11 protein-coding genes are annotated in these 13773 nt (G+C 61.6%); 7 read left to right on the forward strand and 4 right to left on the reverse strand.

The features are described from left to right. Nucleotides 1-139 precede the first annotated feature (139 nt). Nucleotides 140-1078: an AraC family transcriptional regulator gene (locus CXQ82_RS11655; protein ID WP_101269000.1), complete on the reverse strand. Its 939-nt coding sequence runs from the start codon at nt 1076-1078 to the stop codon at nt 140-142. A 209-nt stretch (nt 1079-1287) separates the two neighbouring features. On the opposite strand from CXQ82_RS11655, the gene CXQ82_RS11660 reads away from it, so the two are divergent. Both CXQ82_RS11660 and CXQ82_RS11665 read left to right on the forward strand, forming a co-directional pair. Then, nucleotides 1288-2598: a sugar ABC transporter substrate-binding protein gene (locus CXQ82_RS11660; RefSeq protein WP_101269002.1), complete on the forward strand. Its 1311-nt coding sequence runs from the start codon at nt 1288-1290 to the stop codon at nt 2596-2598. A 13-nt stretch (nt 2599-2611) separates the two neighbouring features. Beyond that, the gene (locus CXQ82_RS11665) at nt 2612-3385 is read left to right on the forward strand and encodes an L-iditol 2-dehydrogenase (RefSeq protein WP_101269005.1); all 774 of its coding nucleotides are present in this window, start codon (nt 2612-2614) and stop codon (nt 3383-3385) included. Nucleotides 3386-3438: 53 nt separating this feature from the next. Here CXQ82_RS11665 and CXQ82_RS11670 read toward each other — a convergent pair whose 3' ends face one another. Beyond that, the gene (locus CXQ82_RS11670; RefSeq protein WP_101269007.1) at nt 3439-4131 is read right to left on the reverse strand and encodes an NUDIX hydrolase; all 693 of its coding nucleotides are present in this window, start codon (nt 4129-4131) and stop codon (nt 3439-3441) included. Nucleotides 4132-4277: 146 nt separating this feature from the next. Here CXQ82_RS11670 and CXQ82_RS11675 point away from each other — a divergent pair, with 146 nt between their 5' ends. From CXQ82_RS11675 to nadE, 3 genes are all read left to right on the forward strand, one after another. Then, nucleotides 4278-4925 carry a nicotinamidase gene (locus tag CXQ82_RS11675; protein WP_101269009.1) on the forward strand — a complete coding sequence of 216 codons (648 nt, stop codon included), beginning with the start codon at nt 4278-4280 and terminating at the stop codon, nt 4923-4925. Nucleotides 4926-4936: 11 nt separating this feature from the next. Continuing rightward, on the forward strand, nt 4937-6175 hold the full coding sequence (gene pncB / locus CXQ82_RS11680) for a nicotinate phosphoribosyltransferase (protein WP_101269011.1): 1239 nt from the start codon (nt 4937-4939) through the stop codon (nt 6173-6175). 75 nt (nt 6176-6250) lie between these two features. Further along, on the forward strand, nt 6251-7066 hold the full coding sequence (gene nadE / locus CXQ82_RS11685) for an ammonia-dependent NAD(+) synthetase (RefSeq protein ID WP_101269013.1): 816 nt from the start codon (nt 6251-6253) through the stop codon (nt 7064-7066). A gap of 62 nt (nt 7067-7128) precedes the next feature. Here nadE and CXQ82_RS11690 read toward each other — a convergent pair whose 3' ends face one another. Further along, entirely contained in the window at nt 7129-7794 is a 666-nt protein-coding gene (locus tag CXQ82_RS11690) for a response regulator (protein WP_101269016.1), read from the reverse strand. Continuing rightward, a complete protein-coding gene (locus CXQ82_RS11695) occupies nt 7769-11152 on the reverse strand; it encodes an ATP-binding protein (protein ID WP_101269018.1) in 3384 nt (1127 codons plus the stop codon). The genes CXQ82_RS11690 and CXQ82_RS11695 overlap by 26 nt, the downstream gene beginning before the upstream one ends. Nucleotides 11153-11465: 313 nt before the next feature. Between CXQ82_RS11695 and urtA the strand changes: the two genes are divergently transcribed. Together urtA and urtB are read left to right on the forward strand one after the other, a co-directional pair. After that, nucleotides 11466-12674, forward strand: a complete 1209-nt coding sequence (gene urtA / locus CXQ82_RS11700; protein ID WP_101269020.1) for an urea ABC transporter substrate-binding protein — start codon at nt 11466-11468, stop codon at nt 12672-12674. A 176-nt stretch (nt 12675-12850) separates the two neighbouring features. Beyond that, nucleotides 12851-13768 carry an urea ABC transporter permease subunit UrtB gene (gene urtB, locus CXQ82_RS11705; RefSeq protein WP_177409899.1) on the forward strand — a complete coding sequence of 306 codons (918 nt, stop codon included), beginning with the start codon at nt 12851-12853 and terminating at the stop codon, nt 13766-13768. Nucleotides 13769-13773 lie beyond the last annotated feature (5 nt).

Here is a 13773-nt window from a genome sequence, read left to right on the forward strand (position 1 = left end):
TACGCGGTTTGAACCCGATTCTTCGGGTAACAGTGAACTTGGCTACCAAGTTCGTTTCGCAAACGTTTGCACGTGGCGTACCAACTTTGTTCAAGGGGTTGAACAGAATAGAAAAAACGGCGATTAGTCGACCTTTTGGTCAAAATTGACTGGGTGTCATTTTCTCGATGCGCTTGAACAGGTGCATCGCCGTTTCCCGACGATACTCGCTGGGCGTCTGGTTCATCTCGATGCGAAAATGCCGGTTGAAATTGGACAGGTTGGCGTAGCCCACTTCAAAACAGATATCCGCCACCGACATCTCGCTTTGCAATAACAAGCGGCAGGCGCGCTGCACGCGGAACTTGCGCATCAGGTCGATAAACCCGTGGCCGGTGTTGCGCTTGAAGAAGCGTGAGAAGCCCGGTTCGCTCATGTCCAACTGTTGCGCGATCACCGACAGGCGCACGTCGCCGGTGAGTTCGCGCATCAAGTAGTCGAAGGCCTTGTTAATGCGTTCGGCGCTGCGTGCATCCAGGGTCGGTGCGTAGCAGGGGCTGGCCAGCGCTTTTACCTGCGGCGGTGTGGCGTTTTTCAGGGTGTCCAGCAGTTGCAGGAACAGGATCAGCCGCTGCAGGCCGTGGGCGCTGCCGATGGCTTCCATCAGGCGCGCCGCCTGCACAGCCGTTTCGCCGCTGAACTCCAGGCCACGTCGTGCCTGTTCGAACAACGCGTGCAAATCGCCGAGCTCCGGCAGGGTCTTGCGCAGGGCGAGCAGGGCGGCGCCGTCGAATTGCAGCACCACATCGCGACCGGCGAGGTATTCGCCGGGGGCCAGTTCGCCGATCCAGTCGTGGGGCAGGTCGGGGCCGATCAGCGCGACATGCCCGGCACTAAACGCGCCGATATAGTCGCCCGCCACCAATTTGCCGCTGCCCTGGCGGATCAGGTGGATTTCGAATTCGGGGTGGTGGTTCCAGCGCGCCAGATCAAACGGATAGTCGTGTTCGAACCAGCGAAAGCAGTGGTCCGGTTCCGGCAGGATCACCTCCAGCTCGGCGGGGCGATGCTCGAACAGGGTGGCGCGGTCGACGGGCATTGAGGCTGCCTCTTGTACAGTGGGTCACGCCAAAATACGCGTCTCGGGTAGGCCGGCGCTACCCCCGGTTCCGCCCGGCACTGATACTTTTTTGCTCCTGGGGCCGCGGTTAAAAAAGTATCGGTCGAGCATGCGCCGTTCGTTTGTGAGGCCCTGACCAAGCTGCTGTAATCGGCGCTCAACAACAAAAACAACAGGTGGAAACCGCCATGCTCAAGCTTCCTCACGCATTGTTCCTGCTGTCCGCTCTGGCGTTGGCCATGCCCAGCCACGCTGCCGACACGGTGACCATCGCCACGGTCAACAACAGCGACATGATCCGCATGCAGCGCCTGTCCAAGGTGTTTGAAGCACAGCACCCGGACATCAAGCTCAACTGGGTGGTACTGGAAGAAAACGTGCTGCGCCAGCGCCTCACCACCGATATCGCCACTCAGGGCGGCCAGTTTGATGTGCTCACCATCGGCACTTACGAAACCCCGTTATGGGGCGCCAAGCACTGGCTGGAACCGCTCACCCAGTTGCCGGCTGGCTACGACGTCGACGACATCTTCCCGGCGGTGCGCCAGGGCCTGTCGGTGAATAATAGCCTGTATGCGTTGCCGTTCTACGGCGAAAGCACCGTCACCTACTACCGCACCGACTTGTTCCAGCAGGCCGGCCTGAGCATGCCCGCGCACCCGACCTGGAGCCAACTCGGCGATTTCGCCGCCAAACTCACCGCCAAGGACAAGGGCCAGTACGGCATGTGCCTGCGCGGCAAGGCCGGCTGGGGTGAGAACGTCGCGTTGCTGAGCACCATGGCCAACGCCTTTGGCGCGCGCTGGTTCGATGAGCAGTGGGAGCCCGAGCTGACCAGCCCCGAGTGGACCGCAGCGGCCAACTTCTACGTCAACACCCTCAAGCAATATGGCCCGCCGGGCGTGTCCAGTAACGGTTTCAATGAAACCCTGGCGCTGTTCAATAGCGGTAAATGTGCGATCTGGGTCGATGCCAGTGTCGCCGGCTCCTTCACCACCGACAAAACCCAGAGCAAGGTCGCCGACAGCGTAGGCTTTGCCGCCGCCCCCACCGAGGTCACGGACAAGGGCTCCTCATGGCTGTACGCCTGGTCCCTGGCGATCCCGGCCACCTCCAAGCACAAGGACGCCGCCAAGGCCTTTATCACCTGGGCGACCTCCAAGGACTACATCCAACTGGTCGCCGATAAAGAAGGCATCACCAACGTACCGCCAGGCACGCGCCAATCCACCTACAACGCGGCGTACTTGGAGGCTGCACCGTTTGCCCAGGTGACCCTGGAAATGATGAAGCACGCCGACCCCGCACACCCGTCGGTCAAACCCGTGCCGTATGTGGGCATCCAGTACGTGACCATCCCTGAGTTCCAGGCCATTGGTACCTCGGTAGGCAAGCTGTTCTCGGCGGCGCTCACCGGCGGCATGACGGTTGATCAGGCGTTGCGTGAAGCCCAGTCCACCACCGAGCGCGAAATGAAACGCGCCGGCTACCCTAAATGAACAGGACCTTTCCATGAACCGACTCGAAGGTAAAAGCGCGCTGATCACCGGATCGGCGCGCGGTATCGGTCGCGCGTTTGCCCAGGCGTATATCGCCGAAGGCGCCAGCGTTGCCATCGCTGATATCAACCTGCAACGCGCCCAGGCCACGGCGGCAGAACTCGGCCCCCAGGCTTACGCGGTGGCGATGGACGTCACCGACCAGGCCTCTATCGACAGCGCGATTGCCGCCGTGGTGGCTCATGCCGGCAAGCTGGATATCCTGGTCAACAACGCCGCGCTGTTCGACCTGGCGCCGATTGTCGATATCACTCGCGACAGTTATGAGCGGCTGTTCTCGATCAACGTCGCCGGCACGCTGTTCACCCTGCAGGCGGCGGCGCGGCAGATGATCAGCCAGGGCCATGGCGGCAAGATCATCAACATGGCCAGCCAGGCCGGGCGGCGCGGCGAGCCATTGGTGGCGATCTACTGCGCGACCAAGGCGGCGGTGATCAGCCTGACGCAATCGGCGGGGCTGAACCTGATCAAGCAGGGAATCAACGTGAATGCCATCGCGCCGGGCGTGGTGGATGGCGAGCATTGGGATGGGGTGGATGCTCTTTTTGCCAAACACGAAGGCCTGCAGCCCGGCGAGAAGAAGAGGCGGGTAGGGGCCGAGGTGCCCTTTGGGCGGATGGGCACGGCGGAGGATTTGACCGGGATGGCGATCTTTCTGGCTTCGAAGGAGGCTGATTATGTGGTGGCCCAGACCTACAACGTCGACGGCGGCAACTGGATGAACTAAGCCGATCACTGATTAAAAATGTGGGAGGGGCGTTGTTTTTCCTGGAATAAGGGCTACTCGGCAAAACTGCGATCAAAGAAATACACCGCTCCAGGCTTCAGGTTCTGCACGGTCGCCTGGGGCCGGCCGCCTTCACCGTTCTTCTTGCGCCCGGTCTCGCGCAAATACCCCGCCTCAGTCAGCTTCAACAACCGCTGGCGAATGCTGGTCTTGAGCACCGGCCGCTCCAGCACCAGGGAAAAGATCGTGGTCGCTTCCGGCGCGCTGAATTCATCGCCCAGGAACAACAGCGGCAAACTGCTGTACAGCGATTTGGACAGCAGGCGTTCCTGCACCGCCGCCACAATGCTGTTGTGGTCGAACGGCAACTTGATACTGCCATCCGCCAGCGCCTTCAGCGCAAACCAACCCTGATGCTCACCCAGGCGCACCTCGTCTGCCACGATCGCCAGGTAAAAGGTGGACGACGACCAGCAACGTGGGTCGCGAAACGCATCACCCACCGTGCCCACTTGCTCGCTCCAGGCCAGGGGCAGGCCGACCTTGTTGCTGGCGCGCAAGCGTTCCACGGCATCCTTGAGGCTCAGATCTTGCACGTCGCCATTCACCACCACGCCCGGCAGCGCCCAGTGCCCGGCGAACGGCTCAGCGTCACGTTTATTCAGCAACAGTTTCAGTTCGCCCGAGACGCGACAGTAGAACAGTGCGCACAAGTCGACAGTATGGAGGTAGGGGCTTAGGGGCATGTGACGTCCTTCTGAACAGCAGTGGGGCACAGTCTAACGGATCGAACAAATATGTCATGTACTGGCTTCAGCATAGATAAACAAATGTTTCTTGCAATGAAAGTACATGACGTGTACTTTTGTTTCCAGGCCACCGGAGAACCACCATGACCCTTGCGAAAACTGCCATTGCTTCTTTCGACGTCGATGCCCAGAAGAGCTTTACGCCGCTGTGCCCCAACGAGTTGCCGGTGGCCGGTGGTGACCAGATCGGCGCCGAACTCAACTACATGGCCAGCCTCGCCGGCCATCGCGTCGGCAGCAAGGATGCCCACACCCCGCACGCACCGTGGGTGGTCACGCAACACAGCGAGATGCTGCAACCCACCGGTCTGGCCCATGCCGATGTCACCTGGGTCAGCCACTGCGTGCCGGGCACTGAAGGTTTTACGCTGTTGGACGAATTGCCCACGCCCTATGACTACGACTACTTCATCTGGAAAGGCGTCGAGCCCGACTTGCACCCCTACGGTGCCTGCTACCACGACCTGCACGACAAACTCTCCACCGGCGTCATCGAGTACCTCAAGGCCCACGGCGTAACCCGTGTGATCGTTGGCGGCCTGGCCCTGGATTACTGCGTCAAGACCACCGCGTTACAGCTGCTCAAGGCCGGTCTGGAAGTGCTGCTGCACCTGCCGGCATGCCGGGGTATCAGCGAGGAGGGCGGCGTGCAGGCCGTGAATGAGTTGCACAAGGCCGGTGCCGCCATCAGCCGCACCCGCGAAGAACTGGCCGCGATGGCCACGCGTTAAGGAGAACCACCATGGAAAGTGCCTACGACTACGAAACCCCGGTGATCCAGGGCTTGCTCGATACTGATTACTACACCTTCACCATGATGCAAGCGGTGTTGCACCAGTACCCCAACGTGGATGTGGAGTACAACTTCATCGTCCGCTCCCGGGAGAAACTCACTCACCTGATCCCCGAGTTGCGTGCCGAGTTGGAGAAACTCGCCGGCCTGCAAATGCGTGAAGGCGAGCTGCGCTTTCTGTTCAACCCGCGTTTTCGCGAATACCTGACGCCTGATTACGAGCGCTTCCTCGGCCTGTTCCGCTTCAACCTGCGTTATATCCACATCAGTGAAGTCGACGGCCAACTGAACATCCGCGTGGTCGGCCCGATGCTGCACTGCATCATGTTCGAGCAGCCGGTACTGGCCTTGGTCAGCGAGTTGCGCAACCGCGAAAAATACCCCGACGTGACGCTTGAGGACGTCACCCGCAAGCTCTACCAGAAGTTCGACTGGCTGGAGAAAAACCTCAGCCGCGACGAGCTGGCCGACCTGCGCGTTTCCGACTTTTCAACGCGCCGGCGCCTGTCGTTCAAGGCCCAACGCGAAGTGGTGGACATCATGCGCCGCGACTTCCCCGGCCAGTTCGTCGGCACCAGCAACGCGCACCTGGCCTACGAATTCGACTTGCCGCTGATCGGCACCATGGCCCACCAATGGCTGATGGTGCACCAGCAACTGGGCCGCCTGCGCGAAAGCCAGAACGCCGCGCTGGAACACTGGGTGCGGGAATATCGGGGTCGCCTGGGTATCGCCCTGACCGATTGCATCAGCACCGACTTTTTCCTCAAGGATTTCGACCTGTACTTCGCCAAACTCTACGATGGCCTGCGTCAGGACTCCGGCGACCCCATCGCCTGGGCCGACAAAGTGCTGGCCCGCTACAAACAACTGGGCATCGACCCGATGACCAAGGACCTGATGTTCTCCGATGGCCTGAACTTCGAAAAATGCCTGCCGATCCTGCGGCACGTGCGTGGCAAGGCCAAGTTTGGTTTCGGCATGGGCACCAGCCTGGCCTGCGATGTGGAAGGCGTGGAGCCGCTGAGCATCGTGATGAAACTGGTGCGGGTACACGGTGAGCCGGTGGTCAAATTCTCGGATGACCCGATCAAGAACGTCTGCGAAGACCCGTCGTTTTTGCAGTACGCAGCGCAAGTGTTCTCTGTGGGAGGGGGCTTGCTCCCGAACGCGGTGGGCCAGCACTAAGTCGGTTGGCTGACACGCCGTCTTCGCGAGCAAGCCCGCTCCCACAGGTCAATGTAGGCAACAAAGAGGTGTGACATGCAGATTCAAGACCGTATCGCACAGGAACTGAATATCAACCGCGCATTGGTCGAGGGCGGCGAGCCCCAGGAGATTCAACGGCGCATCGACTTCATCAAGAGAACCTTGCGGCAGTCCGGCTGCAAGGCCCTGGTTCTGGGCATCAGTGGCGGTGTGGATTCCCTCACGGCTGGCCGCCTGTGCCAATTGGCGGTCGAGCAATTGCGCAGCGAAGGCTATGCCGCGCGCTTTATCGCCATGCGCCTGCCGTACAAGACTCAAGCGGATGAAGCTGACGCGCAGGCCTCGCTGAACTTCATCACCCCGGACCATATCGACAGCCTCAACATCGCCGCCAGTGTCGACGGCCTGATGGCCAGCCTGACCGCTACCGAAGCCAGCGCCGCACATGTCGATTTCATCAAAGGCAACGTCAAGGCGCGCACGCGCATGCTCGCGCAATACGCCGTGGCCAACCTGCACGGTGGCCTGGTGGTCGGCACCGACCATGGCGCCGAAGCGCTGATGGGTTTCTTCACTAAATTCGGCGACGGCGCCTGCGACCTGGCCCCGCTGTCGGGCCTGACCAAGACCCAGGTACGCCTGCTGGCCAGCGCCCTCGGTGCGCCGGCCAACCTGGTGCACAAGCACCCCACCGCCGACCTGGAAGAGCTGGTGCCGGGAAAACTGGATGAGCATGCCTATGGTTGCTCGTACGCGGAGATCGACGCGTACTTGATGGGCGAGCCGGTGAGCGAGCGGGTGAGGGCAATTGTCGAGGGCGCCTACAGCAAGACAGCGCACAAACGTGCGCTGCCAATTGTTCCGGTTTAATCAACGCTCAATCGACCGATTCCACCGCCCCTCCCACATTTGGATCTCCATACATCATGCGGTCAGATGGCGGCCAACGCGACGGACGTGGCCGCTGTTCGGGTTTCCACCCCCAACTTCACATACACATGCTCCAAATGCTTGTTCACCGTCCTTGGGCTCAACCCCAAAATGTCCCCTATATCCCGATTGGTCTTGCCACACGCCACCCAGCGCAGCACCTCCACCTCGCGCTCGGTCAACTGGAACCTGGCCGACAGCAGCCGTTGCGCCGGCGCATCTTCAAGGGTCAGCACACTCGACTGCTGCCCCGCCCGCGCCGATAACAGAATCCGCGATGTGCGCAAATGCGCCGCCACCCGCGCCAGCACCTCATCCGTCTGGATCGGCTTGGTCACGTAATCGCTGCCGCCCACCTCGAACCCCTGCACCACATGCTTGCTGTCGGTCAGCCCGGTCATGAACACCACCGGGATATCCGCGCTGGCCGGCTGCGCCTTGAGCCGGCGGCAGGTTTCGAAGCCATCCAGGCCAGGCATCATCGCGTCCAGCAGGATCAGGTCCGGGCGGCGGCGTTGCACGCGGTTGAGCGCGCTGAGGCCGTCGAGGGCCACCAACACCATGTAGCCGGCGTCGTCGAGGGCGTCGGAGAGCATGGCCAGGTTGTCCGGTGTGTCATCGACGATCAGCACCACGCCGGGTTCAGTGCTGCGGGTGAGTGCATTCATCTTCGGCCTCCTTAAGGGTTCGGTTGAGTTCATCCAGGCGAAAACCCTTGAGCAGTCCGCGCACCTTGCTGATGAAAGGTGCGGTGTCGGGGCGTTGTTCAAGGATCGTGTCGAGTTTGGCGTGCAGGCCGCGTACATAGCCGATGGCACTCAGTTCGGCGAGTTCGGCCAGGTCCTCAGGGCTGGGCAGCACGCTCGGCGGCGGTGGCGCAGTGAAGGTCTTGGTGCGGCGCAGCCAATGCAGGTCCAGGTGTTGTTGCAGGCGCCCGAGCAGTTCCGGGGTGCGCACTGGCTTGGCCAGGTAGTCGTTGCAGGCGGCGGCAATGCTGCGTTCGCGGTCGTCGGTAAAAGCGTTGGCGGAAATCACGATGATCGGTGCCGTGGACAGCGCATTGCGGCGGATCAAGCGGCTGGTTTCATAGCCGTCCAGGGTCGGCATCGACAGGTCCATCAGAATCAGATCCGGCGACAGCAGTGCGACCTGGCGGATCGCATCCTGGCCATTGCTGGCCTGCACCACCTCAAAGCCCAGCGGCGTGAGCATACCGCTGAGCACCTTGCGATGGTCCACATGGTCATCCACCACCAGGATGCGTCGGCGCGCGCCCTGGTAGCCGATGATGTCGTGCTCCACATGTACCACCGCCTGCGGTGCGCGCACCTGGGACAGGAACAGGCGCACCTGGAAGCAGGTGCCTTTGTCGAGTTCGCTGGTGACGCGTAACTCGCCGCCCATCAAGGCGGTCAGCATGCGCGTGATGGTCAACCCCAGGCCCACGCCCTTGTCCTGGCGCATCAGGTCGCCGCGCTCAAAGGGCTGGAAAATCCGTTCGATCTGCCCCGGGTCAATGCCGATGCCGGTGTCGATGATTTCGAAATTGGCGGTCTCGCGCATGTAGCTCACCCGCAGGCACACCTCGCCGCTGTCGGTGAAATTCACCGCGTTGCCGAGCAGGTTGATCAGGATCTGCCGCACGCGTTTTTCATCGCCGCGCACCACCGCCGGGATCTTGCCCGCGCAGTCCAGGCGAAAGCGCAGGCCCTTGTCCTGGGCCTGGGGCGTGAACATTTGTTCGAGGTCGTGGAGCAATTCGGGGAAGGGAATTTCGGTGAGTTCCAGGCGCAGCTTGCCGGCCTCGATCTTGGCCACATCCAGCAGACCGTCGATCAGCGACACCAAGTGCGAGCCGCTGCGCAGGATGGTCGCCAGGGCGTCCTGGTGCTGCTCGGGCATGGCGTTGTCGCGCTGCAGGATCTGGGTGAAGCCGAGGATGCTATTGAGTGGCGTGCGCAGTTCGTGGGACAGCCCGGTGACATAGCGGCTCTTGGCAGCGTTGGCGGCTTCCGAGGCCTCCTTGGCCTGTTGCAGGGCTTGGTCGGTGAGGCTGTGGGCGTCGATTTCCTGCATCAGCAACAGGGTCTGGCGGTCCGATTCTTCCTGGGCCACGCGGCGGCTTTCGCGGGTCAGCACCACCCACCAGGCGAGCACGGCGGCCAGTACCGAGAGGGTCAGGAAGGCCTTGAAAAACGCCTGGTACAAGGTCTCGGAGTGCGGCAACCCTTGGGCCGCCTGCACGTAGATCAAGGCCAGCGCACTGGCGAGCAGCAACTCCAGCACCAGCAGCAATCCAAGGTAGTGGGCCAGACGCGTATGCAGGCGCGGCATCAAGGTGTTGGGCAGCAGCCAGCGCAACACGCCTTCGAACTGGGTGACCAGGCGCGCATGGGGTTTGCAGCGATCGCCGCAGCGCGCGTCCAATGAACAACACAGCGAGCAGATCGGCGTGCTGTAGGCCGGGCAGAACGCCATGTCCGCCGTTTCGAAGGGGTTGCTGCACAGCCCGCAAACGGCGTGGGTGGCAGGCGCTATCGGGTGAATCAACTGCAGGTCGCTGGTGCGTGCGATGTAGTACTTGCCTTTGGTCAGCCAAGCCAGCAACGGCGCCATCACCAGCGCGGTCCCCAGCGCCACGAAGGGCGGCGCCGCCTGGGCCAGGCTGCCAAACAAACCGAAGTGCGCGAGGATCGACAGCAACGAGGCAATCAGCATCGCGCCGACGCCCACCGGGTTGATGTCGTAGAGATGCGCGCGCTTGAATTCGATGTGTCTGGGCGACAGGCCCAATGGCTTGTTGATCACCAGGTCGGCCACCAATGTGCCGATCCAGGCAATCGCGATGTTGGCGTACAGCCCCAGCACCTGGTCGATCACATCGAACACGCCCAGCTCCATCAGCATCAGCGCGATGGCCACGTTGAACACCAGCCACACCACGCGGCCGGGGTGGCTGTGGGTGACGCGGGCGAAGAAGTTCGACCAGGCCAGGGAGCCTGCGTAGGCGTTGGTGAGGTTGATCTTCATCTGCGAGATGAACACAAACAGCACCATGGCGCCGAGGGCCCATTCCGGCGAGCTGAACACGTAGCGGAACGCGACCAGGTACATCTGCGTCGGCTCGGCTGCGCGCTCCATGGGTATTTCATGTTGCAGGGCGAGAAACGCGAGGAACGCACCGGCGAACATCTTCAGCGCGCCGGGAATGATCCAGCCCGGGCCGGCGCAGAGCAGGGCAGCCCACCAGCGCTTGCGGTTGGCAGCGGTTTTTTCCGGCAGGAAGCGCAGGTAGTCGACCTGTTCGCCGATCTGCGTCACCAGTGACAGCGCCACGGTGCAAGCGGCGCAGAACGCCAGCAGGTTGAAGCCGCCGCCATCGCCGCTGCGCCCGACAAAGCTGGTCCAGTCGCTGAAGGCGTCCGGGTTTTTCCACCACACAAAGCCGTAGGGCAACACCAGCAACAGCAGCCAGACCGGTTGTGTCCACAGTTGCAGGCGGCTGATCAGGGTCACGCCATAGGCCACCAGCGGGATCACCAGCAGCGAGCAGATCACATAGGCGATGGCCAGCGGGATATGGAAATACAGCTCCAGGGCCAGGGCCATGATGGCCGCTTCCAGGGCGAAGAACAGGAAGGTGAAGCTGGCATAGATCAACGAGGTGATGGTGGAGCCGATATAGCCGAAGCCGGCGCCTCGGGTCAGCAGGTCCATGTCGACGCCGTAGCGTGCCGCGTAATAGCTGATGGGCAGGCCGGTGAGGAAGATCACCAGGCTGATGGTGAGGATCGCCCAGAAGGTGTTGGTAAAGCCGTAACTCAAGGCCAGCACGCCGCCGATGGCCTCCAGTGCGAGAAACGACACCGCGCCGAGGGCGGTGTTGGCGATGCGCAGCTCCGACCATTTGCGAAACGACTTGGGGGTGTAGCGCAGGGCGTAGTCTTCCATAGTCTCGTCGGCGACCCAGGTGTTGTAGTCGCGGCGGATCTTGACGATGCGCTGGGTGCCGGGGGTGGGGTGCACGGTGGAGAACTCCGGAAGAGGACAAGGTTGGCTGAGCAAGTTCCATGCCCTTGAACACACTGAGGATCCAAATGTGGGAGGGGGCTTGCCCCCGATGGCGGTGGGTCAGTTAAACATTTATCAACTGACACTCCCTCATCGGGGGCAAGCCCCCTCCCACATTGGATCTCCAGTGTCTGGGGGAGCGCGATCCTGCGCGAAAATGGTGCGCAACGGCATACGTCAAATGACGTACGCCGTTACGTCAGGCTGCGTATACCCGCGTTGGCCCACTGCCGCCATGCTGAGCCCCTCATTGCAGAGGAGTCGCCCCATGGAACCACGATTGATCCGCTCCAAACCGCTGTTGGCCTTGTCCTTGTTGGCGGCCGCGCTGTTCAGCCAGGGCGTGCTGGCCGATAACGAAGGCCTGGCCGTGACCCCCACAGAAGTGACCGTCGGCCAGTTGCACTCGGCCACCGGCACCATGGCGATCTCCGAAACCGGCTCGATCCAGGCCGAACGCCTGGCCATCGAACAGATCAACGCTGCGGGCGGGATCCTCGGCCGGCAGATCAAGGTGATCCAGGAAGACGGCGCGTCCGACTGGCCAACCTTCGCTGAAAAAGCCAAGAAGCTGCTGGTCAACGACAAGGTCGCCGCCGTGTTCGGCTGCTGGACCTCGGCGTCGCGCAAAGCCGTGCTGCCGATCTTCGAAAAAGAAAATGGTTTGCTTTACTACCCGACCTTTTATGAAGGCCTGGAACAGTCGAAAAACGTGATCTACACCGGGCAGGAAGCGACCCAGCAGATCCTCGCCAGCCTCGACTGGATCGCCAAGACCAAGGGCGCGAAAACCTTCTACCTGGTCGGCTCCGACTACATCTGGCCGCGTACCTCGATGAAGATCGCGCGCAAGCACATTGAAAACGTCCTGCATGGCACGGTCGTCGGCGAAGACTACTACCCGCTGGGCAACACCCAATTCGGCTCGCTGATCAACAAGGTCAAGCTGAAAAAGCCTGATGTGGTGTTCGCGGCAGTGGTCGGTGGCTCGAATGTGGCCTTCTACAAACAACTCAACGCGGCCGGTGTGAACTCGGCCAAGCAGACCCTGCTGACCTTGTCGGTGACCGAAGACGAATTGCTCGGCATCGGCGGCGAAAACATGGCCGGTTTCTACGCCTCGATGAAGTACTTCCAGAGCCTGGACAACCCCAACAACAAAGCCTTCGTCGAAGCATTCAAGGCCAAGTACGGCAAAGATGCAGTGATCGGCGACGTGACCCAGGCGGCCTACCTCGGTCCTTGGCTGTGGAAAGCTGCGGTGGAGAAGGCCGGCAGTTTCGACGTGGATAAAGTCGTGGCGGCAAGCCCTGGCATCGAACTGAAAACCGCGCCGGAAGGTTACGTGAAGATCCACGAAAACCACCACCTATGGAGCAAGTCGCGGATCGGCGAAGTGCTGCCCAACGGTCAGTTCAAGGTGATCTACGAGTCGGATCTGATCGAGCCGAACCCGTTTCCAAAGGGTTACCAATAACCCCTGGGCACACTGAGTTTCAAAATGTGGGAGGGGGCTTGCCCCCGATGACGGTACATCAGCAATGCATCCGTTAACTGGCCCACCGCTATCGGGGGCAAGCCCCCTCCCACATAAAGCAAAAGCAAGGCAACAGCAGAAGCCTGCATTTCATCTCTCTGTAGGAGACCATCATCATGGAATGGCTATCGGAATTTGGAGCCATCGCGGCAATGCAGGGGTTCAACGGCTTGTCCGTGTTCTGCGTGCTGTTGCTGATGGCATTGGGGTTGGCGATCATCTTTGGCCAGATGGGCGTGATCAACATGGCCCACGGTGAGTTCCTGACCATCGGCGCCTACACCACCTACGTGTGTTCCAGCCTTACCGCGCACTTCGCGCCGGGCTTCCAGCCCTATTACTTCTTCTTCGCCATCGCCTTGTCATTCCTGGTCGCCGGTGCCATCGGCTGGCTGGTGGAGTGGGCGATGATCAGCCGTTTGTACAAGCGCCCGCTGGACACCTTGCTCGCCACCTGGGGCCTGTCCCTGGTGATGCAGCAAACCTTCCGCTCGGTATTTGGCGCCCGTGAAGTCAGCGCCGAACCGCCGGCCTGGCTGATGGGCTCGGTGAACTTCACCGACGCCATCGAAATCCCGCGCAACGGCCTGTTCATGATGGGCCTGACCCTGCTGCTGACTGGCGCGATCTTCCTGATGCTCTACCGCTCGCGCTGGGGCCTGCAGGTGCGCGCCACGGTGCAGAATCGCCTGATGAGTCGTGCAGTGGGCATCAATACCCGCAAGGTCGACCGCATGACCTTCGCCCTTGGCTGCGGCGTGGCCGGTGTGGCCGGCGCGGCGTTCACCACCATCGGCTCCACTGGCCCCACGGCGGGCTCGCAGTACATCGTCGACACCTTCCTGGTAGTGGTCTTCGGCGGCGCGCAAAGCCTGTTCGGCACCATCGCCTCGGCGTTCGTGATCGCCCAGACCCAATCGTTGTCGGAGTTTTTCCTCAGTGGCTCGATGGCCAAGGTGCTTACCTTGTCGTCGGTGATTCTGATCCTGATGCTGCGCCCGCAAGGGTTGTTCTCCATCAAAGTGCGCAAGTAGAGGCG

It is taken from the genome of Pseudomonas sp. S09G 359 (genome assembly GCF_002843605.1).
Taxonomy (GTDB): domain Bacteria; phylum Pseudomonadota; class Gammaproteobacteria; order Pseudomonadales; family Pseudomonadaceae; genus Aquipseudomonas.

Excerpts from the sequence above, each read along its gene's own strand:
- CXQ82_RS11655 (WP_101269000.1), bottom strand. The coding sequence starts at position 1,078 with ATGCCCGTCGACCGCGCCACCCTGTTCGAGCATCGCCCCGCCGAGCTG.
- CXQ82_RS11660 (WP_101269002.1), top strand. The coding sequence starts at position 1,288 with ATGCTCAAGCTTCCTCACGCATTGTTCCTGCTGTCCGCTCTGGCGTTG.
- CXQ82_RS11665 (WP_101269005.1), top strand. The coding sequence starts at position 2,612 with ATGAACCGACTCGAAGGTAAAAGCGCGCTGATCACCGGATCGGCGCGC.
- CXQ82_RS11670 (WP_101269007.1), bottom strand. The coding sequence starts at position 4,131 with ATGCCCCTAAGCCCCTACCTCCATACTGTCGACTTGTGCGCACTGTTC.
- CXQ82_RS11675 (WP_101269009.1), top strand. The coding sequence starts at position 4,278 with ATGACCCTTGCGAAAACTGCCATTGCTTCTTTCGACGTCGATGCCCAG.
- pncB (WP_101269011.1), top strand. The coding sequence starts at position 4,937 with ATGGAAAGTGCCTACGACTACGAAACCCCGGTGATCCAGGGCTTGCTC.
- nadE (WP_101269013.1), top strand. The coding sequence starts at position 6,251 with ATGCAGATTCAAGACCGTATCGCACAGGAACTGAATATCAACCGCGCA.
- CXQ82_RS11690 (WP_101269016.1), bottom strand. The coding sequence starts at position 7,794 with ATGAATGCACTCACCCGCAGCACTGAACCCGGCGTGGTGCTGATCGTC.
- urtA (WP_101269020.1), top strand. The coding sequence starts at position 11,466 with ATGGAACCACGATTGATCCGCTCCAAACCGCTGTTGGCCTTGTCCTTG.
- urtB (WP_177409899.1), top strand. The coding sequence starts at position 12,851 with ATGGAATGGCTATCGGAATTTGGAGCCATCGCGGCAATGCAGGGGTTC.